This window comes from Argonema antarcticum A004/B2 (genome assembly GCF_023333585.1).
Lineage (GTDB): Bacteria > Cyanobacteriota > Cyanobacteriia > Cyanobacteriales > Aerosakkonemataceae > Argonema > Argonema antarcticum.
Map to the genome: position 1 here is coordinate 16148 of NZ_JAIQZN010000086.1, position 13334 is coordinate 29481.

General features: G+C 43.2%; 18 protein-coding genes. All 18 read right to left on the bottom strand.

Annotated features, from left to right (window positions below):
* Positions 1–75: 75 nt before the first annotated feature.
* Complete coding sequence (locus LAY57_RS27450; RefSeq protein ID WP_249070353.1) at positions 76–1071, bottom strand: hypothetical protein; 996 nt, start codon at positions 1069–1071, stop codon at positions 76–78.
* A complete protein-coding gene (locus tag LAY57_RS27455) occupies positions 1068–1814 on the bottom strand; it encodes an NlpC/P60 family protein (RefSeq protein ID WP_249070354.1) in 747 nt (248 codons plus the stop codon). The genes LAY57_RS27450 and LAY57_RS27455 overlap by 4 nt, the downstream gene beginning before the upstream one ends.
* Complete coding sequence (locus LAY57_RS27460) at positions 1783–2130, bottom strand: hypothetical protein (RefSeq protein ID WP_249070355.1); 348 nt, start codon at positions 2128–2130, stop codon at positions 1783–1785. The genes LAY57_RS27455 and LAY57_RS27460 overlap by 32 nt, the downstream gene beginning before the upstream one ends.
* On the bottom strand, positions 2130–3887 hold the full coding sequence (locus LAY57_RS27465; protein ID WP_249070356.1) for a hypothetical protein: 1758 nt from the start codon (positions 3885–3887) through the stop codon (positions 2130–2132). The genes LAY57_RS27460 and LAY57_RS27465 overlap by 1 nt, the downstream gene beginning before the upstream one ends.
* Complete coding sequence (locus LAY57_RS27470; RefSeq protein WP_249070357.1) at positions 3887–4195, bottom strand: hypothetical protein; 309 nt, start codon at positions 4193–4195, stop codon at positions 3887–3889. The genes LAY57_RS27465 and LAY57_RS27470 overlap by 1 nt, the downstream gene beginning before the upstream one ends.
* Positions 4196–4417: 222 nt before the next feature.
* Positions 4418–5152: a peptidoglycan DD-metalloendopeptidase family protein gene (locus tag LAY57_RS27475; RefSeq protein WP_249070358.1), complete on the bottom strand. Its 735-nt coding sequence runs from the start codon at positions 5150–5152 to the stop codon at positions 4418–4420.
* Positions 5153–5343: 191 nt separating this feature from the next.
* Positions 5344–5853: a hypothetical protein gene (locus LAY57_RS27480; protein WP_249070359.1), complete on the bottom strand. Its 510-nt coding sequence runs from the start codon at positions 5851–5853 to the stop codon at positions 5344–5346.
* A gap of 3 nt (positions 5854–5856) precedes the next feature.
* The gene (locus LAY57_RS27485; RefSeq protein WP_249070360.1) at positions 5857–6249 is read right to left on the bottom strand and encodes a hypothetical protein; all 393 of its coding nucleotides are present in this window, start codon (positions 6247–6249) and stop codon (positions 5857–5859) included.
* A gap of 19 nt (positions 6250–6268) precedes the next feature.
* Complete coding sequence (locus LAY57_RS27490; protein WP_249070361.1) at positions 6269–7123, bottom strand: hypothetical protein; 855 nt, start codon at positions 7121–7123, stop codon at positions 6269–6271.
* 1 nt (position 7124) lies between these two features.
* On the bottom strand, positions 7125–7310 hold the full coding sequence (locus tag LAY57_RS27495) for a hypothetical protein (protein ID WP_249070362.1): 186 nt from the start codon (positions 7308–7310) through the stop codon (positions 7125–7127).
* Positions 7298–7543 carry a hypothetical protein gene (locus LAY57_RS27500; RefSeq protein ID WP_249070363.1) on the bottom strand — a complete coding sequence of 82 codons (246 nt, stop codon included), beginning with the start codon at positions 7541–7543 and terminating at the stop codon, positions 7298–7300. Before LAY57_RS27500 ends, LAY57_RS27495 begins: the two co-directional genes overlap by 13 nt.
* Positions 7544–7557: 14 nt before the next feature.
* Complete coding sequence (locus tag LAY57_RS27505; protein WP_249070364.1) at positions 7558–8223, bottom strand: hypothetical protein; 666 nt, start codon at positions 8221–8223, stop codon at positions 7558–7560.
* A complete protein-coding gene (locus LAY57_RS27510) occupies positions 8195–8629 on the bottom strand; it encodes a hypothetical protein (RefSeq protein WP_249070365.1) in 435 nt (144 codons plus the stop codon). Before LAY57_RS27510 ends, LAY57_RS27505 begins: the two co-directional genes overlap by 29 nt.
* 331 nt (positions 8630–8960) lie before the next feature.
* Positions 8961–9536, bottom strand: a complete 576-nt coding sequence (locus LAY57_RS27515; protein ID WP_249070366.1) for a Uma2 family endonuclease — start codon at positions 9534–9536, stop codon at positions 8961–8963.
* A gap of 438 nt (positions 9537–9974) precedes the next feature.
* Complete coding sequence (locus tag LAY57_RS27520; RefSeq protein WP_249070367.1) at positions 9975–10325, bottom strand: hypothetical protein; 351 nt, start codon at positions 10323–10325, stop codon at positions 9975–9977.
* 54 nt (positions 10326–10379) lie between these two features.
* Positions 10380–10712 carry a hypothetical protein gene (locus LAY57_RS27525; RefSeq protein ID WP_249070368.1) on the bottom strand — a complete coding sequence of 111 codons (333 nt, stop codon included), beginning with the start codon at positions 10710–10712 and terminating at the stop codon, positions 10380–10382.
* A 58-nt stretch (positions 10713–10770) separates the two neighbouring features.
* On the bottom strand, positions 10771–11025 hold the full coding sequence (locus LAY57_RS27530) for a hypothetical protein (RefSeq protein ID WP_249070369.1): 255 nt from the start codon (positions 11023–11025) through the stop codon (positions 10771–10773).
* A 249-nt stretch (positions 11026–11274) separates the two neighbouring features.
* On the bottom strand, positions 11275–13155 hold the full coding sequence (locus LAY57_RS27535) for a hypothetical protein (RefSeq protein ID WP_249070370.1): 1881 nt from the start codon (positions 13153–13155) through the stop codon (positions 11275–11277).
* Positions 13156–13334: the final 179 nt, after the last annotated feature.

The window sequence follows — 13334 nt, forward strand, 5'->3', positions numbered from 1 at the left end:
TAGATAATCGTCGTTGATTTGAGTTTTTTTGAGCGGGAGGAGAACGAATTTTTAGGCACATAATATGTCATCCTTCTACTTAAGGGACAAAGCTTTATCGATTTCTCTTTGACGACGTAGCTGATCCAGTCTGATGCAGTTGTATCGCCACTCTTCACTGCCTGTTTGGGATGGCAATCTATTTATATAGAAAGAACTCGTGCGACAAATTTTAAATAAACCCGCCGCTGCTAAGACGCCATTTGTTCTAAAAGCTTCCACCCTGGCATGAACTATAGCCAATTGACCCTTTTTACCGCCTTTTAAAGCGGCTGCATAGGTGTAAGGAAAGCGCTGATAAACTCTAGGACTAGCCTGATTCCACAAATCCAAAGCCGCGATAGCAGCACTATTATGTTTGTTGACAGCCAATCCAGCATCTTGAAATAAACTGGTTACATGACCGATGCGCGAGCGAATTCTGTTCAAACATTTAAGATCCGCCTCTGACACAGAAGCAACTGGCCCAGCCTGCCACGAACAAAATCCCCTGTTACGCACGCCGTTACCGGGATCGGTATGTCCAAAATAGTTATTAGTTTTAGTACCATCCAAAGTTAAATTGCCCTCAGCCGCACCGATAGCCAGCACACCGGAGGATTTCATATCTTTGAAAAGTGCGCTCAAACTAGGTGAAGCTTTGCTATTAGCAAGAGATGCTCTGACATTAGAGGTAACTTCTTCGGTTGCTGCTTTGTATTGGGGCGTGTTAGCTAACACCAAACATAGCGCCCCCAAACACAAAGTAGCCACCTCATCAGGTGTGAGATTCAGTAACTTTGATAAACTTTCCTCACCGCCAGATTTGTTTTGTGCTAGAGCGCTGCGTGTCGGATTGTATATTACCAATCCTAACACCAGTCCTACAGCCGCAGCTTTGTGAGTTTCGTTTAATATTTTATCTGGAAATCTCCATCCATAACACAAGGGAGTCTTAGTTTCGCACAAGATATTTTCTACACTCGAATTGATTGGTGTAGCAAATAAAGCTGCCATAACTGCACAAAGTAGAGCTAATCTTAGCTTAGTCATGACTTGGTACTCTTACCCTTGAGAAACTTGTCGTGAATTCTTATTGCCACACCGAATTTGTATTGAGTAACCGAAGCTAAAACTACCCTACCAGAAGCAGTAGGTCGATGTGCAATTTTCCGATCGAGAACATAAATTCCTACGTGAGTTATGCTACCGGGCGGATCATTGCCATAAGTGTTAAAATAAAACACCAAATCCCCAGGTTTCAAATCTTGTATCCGATGAATTTGCGTGCCTATGTCCGAACCGGATAGCGATTGAGCCATTCCTGGTGCTGCCACATTTCCCCGCACTCCTTCATCAAATGGATGTTGGGAAACAGGTAATTTTATACCTTGACTTTCAAGTACAGAACGCACCCAGAACATACATTGTGCGGATACACCGGGTCGAAAGTTTTCACCGTTTCGCACCCTTGATAATGCTTCTAGTGCTATCTTCTGTCTAAATTTATCTGATGCCATTATTGTCGTGGTTTCGCTCTGGCTATTAATAGCTTTAATAAAATTTGCTCGCTCGTTTCCCCATACTAAAATTAACAAAACTATTCCCAAAGCGATCGCTACAGCATCAACTTGTTTCTCAGGCTTAATGGTGGGAGATAGAGATTCTTGAATTATCGGCTCTGGTTGCCAATAAGTTGCTGGCGACTGAATGATAGTTGAAGATGATTCAGCCATAGAGTCAGTACTTTTTTGAGTTAACGAATTAATTTGAATTTTGATTGACAGTTTGGTCACAATACTTTTCTCCTAAACCTTGGATATACATGAGGTAAGAAAATTTATCTTTTGGAGTGTTACATTTGGTCGCTTGATGAGCCGCTGGATTTGTAGCAGCAATAGAAATTTCGCTCCATACATCTGATTGGGAAAGATTGCTGCCAACTTCAACTATTTCAGGTTTATTTGTTTTGGTTTGCTGTTTTGGTTTGACTTTTACTTTCGGTACAATTTGGTTCAAAGATATATTATTGGGAACTGATACCCAACCTTTCTTGACACAAAGAACAAAAATGCAAATTCCTAAAACCACTCTTGTCCACTTGAGTTTCATTAATTTAGCTCCACATTCCTTACACAACCAAATCTTTGCGCGATAGCATCTAATTGTGAGTCAGACAATCTACAATCTTTGCTCCAACGATAGTCTTGTAAAAGCATTAAATCGCCATCGCCAATACTGCTAAAAGCGATCGGTCTTTGTAATTCCATCGAAACTGGAACCAATTTGTCTAGTAGAGCCAGCATTCTAGCTCTACTAGAATCGCTACCGACTACAAACGAATTTTTGATAATTTTGTAGATGGCATTATAGTTTCCCTGTATCCCTTGAAGAGTTTTTACAACATTCCCAAATATTAAAATTGCCAGATTGTCTCTAATATTAGAATCGGTCAGTCCGAGGGATTCCAAATTAAAACTTTGCGTAAGTATAACAGCAGTAATGCCAAGCTCTCTGCCAAGCGTAATGATGTTGGCTAAAGATTCGGTAAGAAAATCTTTAATAGTCGCATACTTTTTGCTACCGCTTATAGTATTCCAAATTGAATAATAATCATCCAAAAATAAAACGATTTTGGGTAAGCCTGACCGCTGCTCTTCAGGCAAACACCTTCGTTGGTTCAGAAAAGAGTTAACTTTTCTAATATGTTGCAGAATTGGGTCAAAATTCCATAAACCAGTTTCTTCATCATAATGAGGCATGGCTATTACGCCGGGAATATTTCTTAATCCCAGCCAAAAATCATTTTTTTGGCAACAAATATAAAAATTTGCATCTGGGTGTAGTTGATAGTATTTATCTATATACGCTCTGGAAAAAGTAGACTTACCCGTACCGCTGGGCGCAGCAATTAGGGCGGAAATTTCCAATGATGCAACCGTGAAAAGTAAATTTTTCTCTTCATATTGCGACAGCAGAAGCGGTTCTTTTGGATTGACGCTAACTACTCTTGAATAATTCGGTAAGCTAGAGAATGTGTCTTTAAGAATTGTACTTTGGGTGTCTGAAAAATCTTCTAAAATCGGGTCGTCAGGCGAGCGAGCTAGTGATTCGGTGACCATGAACTCACTCGCATCTTCATCTTGAGTCCAGTAATCTACAGACTGGTCAATTGGCTGCGAAATAGATTTACTCTTAAGATGAGGCTCTGTCGTAATATTGCTCGATTCTGCTATATCTAATTTTGGTGTTGAGTACCCAATCTGTGCGATATTGAACCGACAAGGATACTGAACTGCTATTTCTGCAACAGCTTCGACAATCTGTCTAAATTTCTTATTCTTACCACTTACTTCGGCTCTTATATCTTCTGGTGAAGCCCCCGACTTGTACATTTGGTAGAGTTGATTTTGAAGTGCCTTTTGTTCGTACCAGGAAGGCTCGTAGTTCTTTTCGATATAATCAACCGCGACTTCACAGAAAGCATAGTCTCTGCGATTACACTTGGTCGCGCAAATCTCCAGAATTTTGTCTGGGTCGTTCCAGAGAAGCGCTTGATACAGTAAATCGAATATGTGGGTGTAATAAGGCTCAAAGCTAGCGCCAGCACCTTGCAGAATGTTTGCTTGAAACTGGAGCAGCGCCAGGGTGTTCATCCCCAATTGGTAATGCTCAGGAGTAGTAGCAAGTAGCCCTTGAGCAATTTGCTCAGATGGAGTACCTTGATTGAACAGTTTGGCGATCGCTGCTTGTAGAGTTTCTGGCGCGATCGCTCTTCGGGGCGGATGCCCTATCGCACCGATCGCACTACCGGAGGTAATCGCTGCATTTTCGCCGCTGTGCGGTGGTGCTAGAGAGTTAGTTTCCATTATTGTTCATTACGAGGGTTATAAATTTTTCTAATAACTTCTGCGCTTTGTAGGAAACGAGCAAATGCAGGGCTGCTATCTAAAAAATCTTTAACTTTCGGCTTATACGAAAATCCATCTGGATAAACAAGAAAGTCTTTTTCGGGAATAAACCCAGCATTTTTTAGCTCAATTTCCAACTCAAATTGAGAACGAAAAGATGCTGACACCATCTGGAATATTTTGTGGCGATTGGGCAGAGACAGAAAAACATATGGAGTAGCATTCCCGGAAAATAATGGGAATTTTTTAGCTAATTTCTTGGACATAATAGACTAGCTCCTTGATTATCGGTTTTTTTTCCCAAATTGGCCAAACCTTAAAAGTATTTTAAGCTCCGCAAGCAAATCAGCATAGTGAATATCAAAGCTAGCGCTCGCGCACGCCCAAGCATAACAAACAATTTTTAACTGATGTTCGCAAGATTCTATGCTTTCGGGCATATTTAGATTAGCAACAGATAACCTACTCATAATTTCTCCTTCAAACATTCAACGATTAACAACGGCTAGTTTCAAGAAATCCTGCGGACGCCACTGCAATTCGCCGTTGACGTAAACCTCTAGATCCAAGTGAGGGCCAGAACTACCGGGGAAATTGCTTTTGATGTAGCTCAACTTCTGTCCAGCTTGCACCTTGTCGCCTAGAGAAAACGATCGCAACGGCCCTCGTTCTAGGTGTACGTACCTCAGCTTGACTGTTTTGCCACGCCATTTACTCTCGATGCCGATAATGCCACCGACCCTAGAATCCGGTTTGAGTTCAACAACTGCCCCCGGTAAAACGGCAACTACATCATTCTGATAAGCTGCCAAATCGATACCCGCATGAATCCTTCCGTTGGGTCTGGGACTACCCGGTAAATCGGTGATTCTGGTAGTAGCAAAGCTTTTTCTTCCTAGTGGGAAAACTAGCTTACCAGCATATTTTGCCGGTGCAGTCTTTACAGATGGCGATTTAGCAAATGTCGGTGTTTCCGATCTTCTTGCTTTTTGAGGTGACGGGATAGCAATCTGCCATAAGCACAGAATTGTGAGCCCTACACATATCCAATCCCATTTATCCGTTGTGCCAGATTTGATTTCTTTATGTTGCTCTTGCGCTGGGGAACTTCCTCCACTGGGCGCTGACATGGACACCGTACCCTGATGTTCTGGTGAAGGAAGCTGCTGTGGAACTGGCTGATGTTTGCTTGTATCTAATTCGATAATTAATTTCAATTCCACAGCTATAGCTAGGGGCTAGGGACTAGGGGCTAGGGGCTAGGGAAGAGGGAAGAGGGAAGAGGGAAGAGGGAAGAGGGAAGAGGGAAGAGGGAAGAGGGAAGAGGAAAAAGCTTATTCCGTAAGGGATTATGGACTAAAGGTAACAGTTGGAGTTGCCCTCATCGCCCTAAAGTTGCTATATCATCTGCCCCTTAATATTGGGGTAAGTTGTAGTTGTACTCAAAATTTTCCGGCGGCGGTTGATAATCGGAATTTCTCACTCCAGCGCCTGTGTTTTTCACGCCAAAAATCCATACGCAGACCACGAACAAGCCAACTACAAATATGGTCGCTCCGGCCAGAGTACCCGTGATTACGCCTAAGTTTTTGAAAGACTTGACTGGACGCTGCACTAATGCTTCCAGTACCGATACAAATCTCCAGAAAAATACCCAGTCGTGGTCGATGTGCAGGCGGTGAACTTTCCACCAACTCACGATTGGAACCAACAGCTGAGGAACTTTTGGCTGACTCGGTGCTAAAGCTTGTTGATGCGGCATAACGTAAACACTGAATGGTTGCATTGCGGCTCCGGCGGGTCCAGGCGGAATCATTTTGCCCTCTCTTAGGTTCGTATTCACCCCAGATGATTGTTGAATTGCCGCTGCTAAGCTATCGGGGTCATTCATTGCCAAAGGATTCATTTCTCTTTCTCTAGACATTTTTTAGCTCCGGTTTTTTTGATTTAGTTTCGCATCAACTAAAGAGTCAAAGTCATCTTCACTTAGCGGTTGCCCAAGGGGAGGTTCTTCTACTTTCTGGGTGGGGAAAGGGATCAGATTACCTTCTGAATGTTGGGTTGGTGTTTCTGGGACTTTCAACTCATCAGAATTATTTACCTCGTTCAATTCGTGTAAAGTACAACTCAGAAATATCAGTCCTGCCCCGGCCACACCCACCCCACCCCAGAACTGAAATCCCGAATTTTTGCTCGCTCTTTCTTTTGGCCAGTTTGTACTATCGAGATAGTTAAGTGTGTTGGTTTTACTGGTTGTACCCGCTAAAACCGTACCGAATATAACCATCAATATCGATAGAATTATCTTGGTTGCGGCCATTTGCTCTTCACCCCCTAAGTTAATTTTTAGGTTTGGTTATTTTGGGAATAGCTTTTGGATTTTTGGATTCTTGTCGCTCGCTTTCTTTGGGATTTCCCTTGTTGGGATTGGGCTTAATTGCCGCGCCAAATTCACCCGGTTTGACAATTTGATATCTCTGGGGTGCGAAATCTTGGCGCATCTCCAGTGTCTGTAATTCTCTAACTTGTCTGTCCATACCTTTGGCGAGGTACAGGTCATAAGTAGCTTTAGTGGCACCATCCAGGGATTTACCGAGGCCGCTAACTGTTTCTACGGATGAATAATCTACGGAATACCTTGAATGCTGCCCCAGGCGATTTGATATTAAATCTGCTGTCAAGTGGCTCAATTTACGAGCCGATGTAACTGGCGACTTTATCCACTGTCCGCCTGAAGATTTGTAGACTCTCCACTCGACAATCTTATCTGGGGGAAGTAGAGCTACTCTAGACATTTCCTGTTTGATGCCAAGCTCAAGAAGGGATGCGGCATAAGTTTCTTCTTGGCGATAGGCAAGGCTGTTCTTATCGTCAATCATGCGCCGAGCTTTGGCTTTATCTTGTGCGGCTACAGCTAGTAATGTTTGTTCCAGGTAACCGGGATTCTGGATAATCACTTCTCCCTTTTGGTTAAGAGAGCCGAAATCGAAACTGCCCGTCTCGGTAAAAAACTTTCGGTTTGCATCAGCTAGTTTTACTTTGGCAGCGAGAACCTTGTCGGTTTGGGTTACTGTTCGCTCTTTGAGCGACATCATCAAACCGATACCCATGATGCCTAAGATTGAAAAAGCGCCGACTGTAAATGCGATCGCTACTACTGGTATTTTCTTTGACTTACTGTATGCGATTGACATCTCAGGTCACCATTCGCAATATTTGTCCAGCCGTTAAACCGATCGCGATCGCACCTGCTATTACAACTGGATTGAGGCAAAGCGCGATGCCCGCCCCTGTAATTGTTCCTACCAGCGAGTTACCTGCCAGATTGAGAATCATGCCTACTAAGGCGTCTTTGAGTGCGTTGCCGATTAATCCGAGCATAATTCCCTCTTTTTGTTGAAAATCACTATTAGTGCTATTAATGCGCCCAGCGCTGTTCCGGTTATAGTGCCCCCGATGGTGGGTCGGATTGGTTCGGGGGTATTGTTTCTGACTGCGATAGACGCCGCTGTTACCGTTCCGCCTAGAGCGCCGATGCTGGTGGCGCAAATTCCCCATAACGCTGCTTCTGTTACTTCACGGGTTAATACATTAGCGGCTTCGTTTACCTCCATCGCCACCCAAGTCCCTATTTCTGACCCGGCAGCTGCGGCTCCTTCTGGTGTGAGATGCCAATCGCTGCTTGGGGGGTTGTTTGAGCTTGTATCCAGTTGTAGATGCGCGAGAAGCCGATGTTGTGAATGTTTTGACTCGAGCGCTGGCTCAGTCCCTGAAAGGTTGCGCCGTAGTGAACCTCTAATTCTTCGCTGCGATCTCCGGTAACCCCTTTTTTTTGGAGTTCTTCGTAGGTTTTGTGGGCGACAAATCGTCCTGACATGAAGGCTTCTTCGGCCAATTGCTGACCTTCTTCTTGCTTAGAGAAGATGAAGTCGAGGTTGGAACCGGCTGGAGCTTCAGCTGTGCCGTACACTTGGGTGCGGAAGGCGTTGAGATCGAAGTCTGAAGATGCGATCGATTCTTCTTGAGTTTCACCAATACCGCGTGCTTGTAAGTATGACAATGCGCCTTCGATAAAGTTGGTATCTACACCATTTTGCTTGACAGTACGCGCTAGTGCCAATAGAAATGCTTTAGCATCCATTGGTTTGTTTTGAAATTCGACAGTTCCCATTAACTCGTTATTTTTGATTTCGATACCCAGGAGTTGACAGAGAGTTTTCAGGTCTTCTATGGGGCAGGGTTGGTTGTTGAAGAGTTGCGAAATTTCACGCGCAGTTTCTTGTATGGTCGCCATTTGATTGTTGCTCCTTTTGTAATCGGTAAATGGTTTGAATCGTTACTGTGTGGTCTAACCCCAACTTGTTGCGGGGAGATTTCAATAAATCTAGGAGTGTCATTTTCCAGTTCTGGCGTAACCATCCATCTAATGTCCATCCTGGGTCAGTTATTTCTCTCACAAAATTCTCTAGGGTGAGGATTTTGTTTCGGATGGCGATGAATAGTTCGTCTATCATTTGGACTTGCTCTGGTTTAAAGCTGTGTCCGGCTGGGATTTTTGATACTCCTGCTGCTACTCTGTAATGCTCCAGCCTGTTTCTGGATAGCGCCTTGAAAGCTGATGGAGCATACCTTTGCATTAGCTCTTTTCTGGTCTGAGGCTGTATTTGTTCTGCTGGAATTGCATATCTGAGGGTTGACATTTGAAACTACCGCGAGACTGACACTTTTATTAGATGTAATTAAACTGCGAGTCTCGTTACCACTATTACTTTCATTAGCCTATTCGCTATTTTAATAGTTAGCAATCATATTTTTGGTAGTTTAACCATTAGCTAAATTACAATGTCAACAAATTCAAGAGTTTGCCAGTCTATAATTACTGATAATATTTTGTAAAACTACAATATTTATTCACTAAAAAAGCCGTGACCAAATAGCCACGACTATATTAAGGTTTATGAAAATACAGTCCTTACACAACTGGTACATGGTGAAGAGTGCGATCGCTACTTCATTCTGTGGCAATAAACTTTACCAAATTAATGAAAGATCTAAAACAAATCCGGGTAAAACATCTTCTCCTGATAAAGTTGTTGGATTCTCTAAAATTTCCTTTTCCCTTCCCTGGCGATAAATTTCAACTTGGCGGTTTTTACGGTTAATTAACCAACCCAAACGAGTGCCATTGTCAATATATTCTTGCATTTTTTCTTGCAGGGGTTTTAAAGAATCACTAGGAGAGCGCAATTCGATGATAAAATCAGGGCAAATAGGCAGAAATTTCTCTTGCTGTTCGGGGGTGATGGATTCCCATTTTGCTAAGGGTATCCAGGCCGCATCTGGGGAACGGTCTGCACCATTAGGGAGTTTAAAACAAGTAGAGGAGTCAAAGACAATGCCTAATTGAGTCTGCCGATTCCACAAACCTAAATCTAGGTTAATATCTGAGTTGCGTTTTCCAGTTCCTCCTCCAGTGGGTGGCATAATAATTAAGTCTCCTTTGGCTGTACGTTCTAATTTTAATTCGCGGTTGGCAATACAAAGTTGATAAAATTGCTCATCGGTGATGGGTGCAGTTTCTGGATTGTTTAAAATTAATGCTGTCATGTTTTTTATCTCCTTGTAGTGCTTTTGCACAAGATGGCGCTAAAGCGCTACTACTTACCTATTAAAACCCTAACATATCCCATGCGGTCAATACTAAACGCTGGGTGCGCTCCTACCCAAACTTGTTAATCTCAATATTCTTCAAAACCCGAAACATCTCACTGGGAAAGTCTGGGCTATAAATATCACTTGGATCTAGTATATAACAAAGTTCGTCACGAGTGAGGCCGTAAAATTTGGCGTAATATGCGTCTAAGAGGGCGCGTCAAATGGCGCGGCGTTGTTTGTTCCCAATAAACGGCGGGCTTTCATATTATTTAATTGAGCAACTGAAACGCCCCAATGTTCCGATGTTTATTGTCTAATCTTTTGGTACATGGTGCAAAAAGTGCTTGTGACAGTTGCGTAAGTCCTGAAAAAAAATGCTGAATTATTTTGTTACCATCTATTACGACCTGGGTATAGAGTGGTTTGACGCTGGTCTTTTGTGGATGGGATATGTGCACCATTGTTATAACTTTGTTCTTGTCGTTCTGTTTTCCACTCTCGTTCGATTTCCTTTAACATTACCACTGCCCAATCAGGCGATGATTTATACATCCAATTAATGATGGCCGATACATCGCGAGTAAACTGAACTCCAGACCTTTTGTATTTCTGCGTCATCGTAATTTTTACGAAAGTTGCATAGTCTTCAACAATGTAAGTATCGCCTTGTTTGGAAGAAGGCGATATGGTTCTCTTAATCGGCAACCAGTACTCAGCGAATTCAGCTACGTAAGTTTTCATTTGGCTACTATTATTGATATTTGACTATTTGTAAATAGATTGTAAAAGCCTCAATCATGGCGACACCTCAAATAAGCTTAATTGACCTGCATTTATGCCGGAGTCCCACTCTAATTCAGCTTGAGCGATCGCTTGCTTAATTCGCTCTATTTCTGCATCGCTATTGTAGTTGTCGCACAAGCTATAATCCTTGGAAAACAGCGCACCGTCCGTAATAGCATCGATGCTGCACTCCCAACCACCTATTAACCAGTCGCCTACAGCTTCTAGGCGTTCGTCGAAAACGCAGAATTCTTCCTCTTTACCGCAGTAACAAAATCCATCCGCAATCAGCACTTCTGCTACAGCAATAGCTTTGGCTTTTAACCAACATGGTAAGTTTTTCATACTTTTTATCTCCTTGATTACTTGATGATGAGCAATCTGATTTTAGGGCGATTTTTTTTCATTTGATTACATCCAATCCAATGCCAATTAATTGCTCAACTTTTTCTTTGTCGATATGTTTCCACTGGGGATTGCTGGCTTTGAGTTTGATTGGTTGAATCGCACGCTGGTAGGGAAAAGCGTAGTAGCTGCCCCAATCAAATTCAACCAAACTAAACGACTCAGCAAACAGAGGGCTTCTACCATTAAATTCTTCTGGATAATGTTCTATCCAGATTGTTTTTTGGACATCAAGTTCGTATTGATATGACACTAGGGTAGCTATTCCTTCTATCATATTTGTGATGGAAGTACCTGAGTTCGTTTCGCTTTCGCTGACTATAACTACTGTTTGTTGGGGGCTGAAATATATTCTGAGCCAACAATAAGATGCACAGTTGTAATAGCCCTCATAATCGAAAGCCTTGGATTCTATTAACATGGCTATTTGTCCCCTGATTTATTGACAGGATGCTGTGACTAAGTACGGCAAGCCCACAGTAGGGTGGCATTACGTTTTGTTCTAAAATTCGATATCTTCGTCAGGCTGTACTGAGTAAGATGGTTGTGCCTCTATATTGACGAGAATTTCAATGATAGCTTTGACTCCTTCTTCTAACGCCCGTGCATCTGAATAAGTATATCCCTCTGGGTCAATATATACGCCTTTTTCATACCAACCTGGTACGCCAAGTCGATTGAGACAACCACCGATTTGACAGATGGCTAAATCTATTTTCTCTTCTTTGTAGTTGACTGATTCGGTTAAGTCTTGATTTTGACGCGCTAGTTCTTCTGCTTCTACCAAGAGTTTAAATTCGGCTGTGGTTAGCTGAATTTTAGCGAGGGATTGTTCGTAGTTACCGATGCGGGCTGGAAATTGAAATTTTGTCCCCGGTTTTAAAACTACCACGGCTTTTTCTCTTGACCCACAAATGGTATCTTCAATTTCTACTTCTTTGAATATCCCGATTTCATTGACTAGGGCATTATTGGGATTCTCTACTATTCGCACGATGTCGTTGGGTTGGAATATGGGGGGAGTAGTAGCAACACTTGGATTGCTATTAGTGAGGGAGTCGATTTGGTCGGCTTGTTTTTCCACCAGTTGTTTGTACGACTCTAATTCAGTCATAGCCCTGCTGTATTCCTGCTCAATTGACTGATATGATTGGCGAAGAGATTCCATCTCTTGCTGCAGATCATCTAATCGGTCAGAGATGGGCGCTTCTGTGTCTTTTTTATCTGCTGCTTGAAGCGCTTTTACGTTGTCTAGTTCGACTTTGAGTTGTTGTATTGTTGAGTCTTTTTCTTGTACCAGTTCGGTTAATTCGCTGTATTCTCTGGTACTGATGGGAATGCCGCCACCTGAATGTTTGGTGGTGGATTTGTGTAAGATGGTGGCACAGGCTATTGCTAGCTCTGCTCGTGTCGGTTGTGCCAAAATTTGTTTGGTTCTCAGTTTGGCTAGTAGTTGTGCTTTGGCTATGATGGGTTCTCGGTCATCTTCAACGATGTTCCAGACTCTCCAGGTGCTATTGCAGTTCTCTTGGGTGGCAATTTCCTCTACGCTAATAGATGCGGTTGCATAAGTGGCGAGGTTCTTTGCTGCTTTGTCGGTTAATCCCAGTCTGGCTATTAATTGACGGCGGCATTTGTCTAGTTTACTGAGTTTGTTTTCGATGTCGTTCTGCAACCGTTCGTCACCGGAGTCTGCTGCTGCTTTGAATGAAGCGTGCAAGCTATTTGAGGTGGCTAGGATTTTGATGAGTTCAATATATGTGTCGGGGCATAATGGTTTGACTTCGCTGATGTGGAATTCGCCAACTTCTCCTGAATGCAGTTTAATTGCAATTACATCGTTGGTGATGTTCTGGACTATTGCTATCTCTCCTGAGTAGCCTGGGGCATCTGCGATGATTTTTACTGGCGCATTGATTGCGATTTCTGGTATTGGTAGCGCCGGGGATGAATTATCGGCTTTTAAGCGTTCTTTGAGCAGTTCTACTGTCCATTTGGTGTCGCTGGTGAGGATTTGTACGATTTGCTCTTCTGTTCCTGCTAGTAGTATGGCTGTATGGCAGATGGGCATTTCGAGGATGCGCGAGTACAAGTTGGGGCATTTTTCGATTAGCTGTGCTTGGCAAAGTAGGTTTCTAAAGTAGCGGACAATTTCTTTTGGGAAGCAGTGAAAGAGGATTTGTTTGACTTCGCTATTGCCGATAGCATTCTCTAGGTCGAGTAGTTTGTAGCCCAGTTCTAGTGCAAGTTCATTGATTTTACCGAGTGCGGCGGCATGGGCCGAACCGAGTTCTACTATTTCTTTGGCTAGTTTGATTGTTTTGCTGTTAGTGAGTGGGGAGAAGTTGTAGTTGTCTAGTTTGCTGGTAGTGGTAGATGGCATGGTGATACTCCCAAAAGTTTTGGTTGTGTTTGTTTGATTAATTTGAAAACGGGTGTGGTTATAAGTAGTTGGTTGAAACGAAAAGCTTTTCTTCTGGGCTTTGGGGGGGGGGGGGGGGGTGGGGGGGGGGGGGGGGGGGGGGGGGGGGGGGGGGGGGGGGGGGGGGGGGGGGGGGGGGG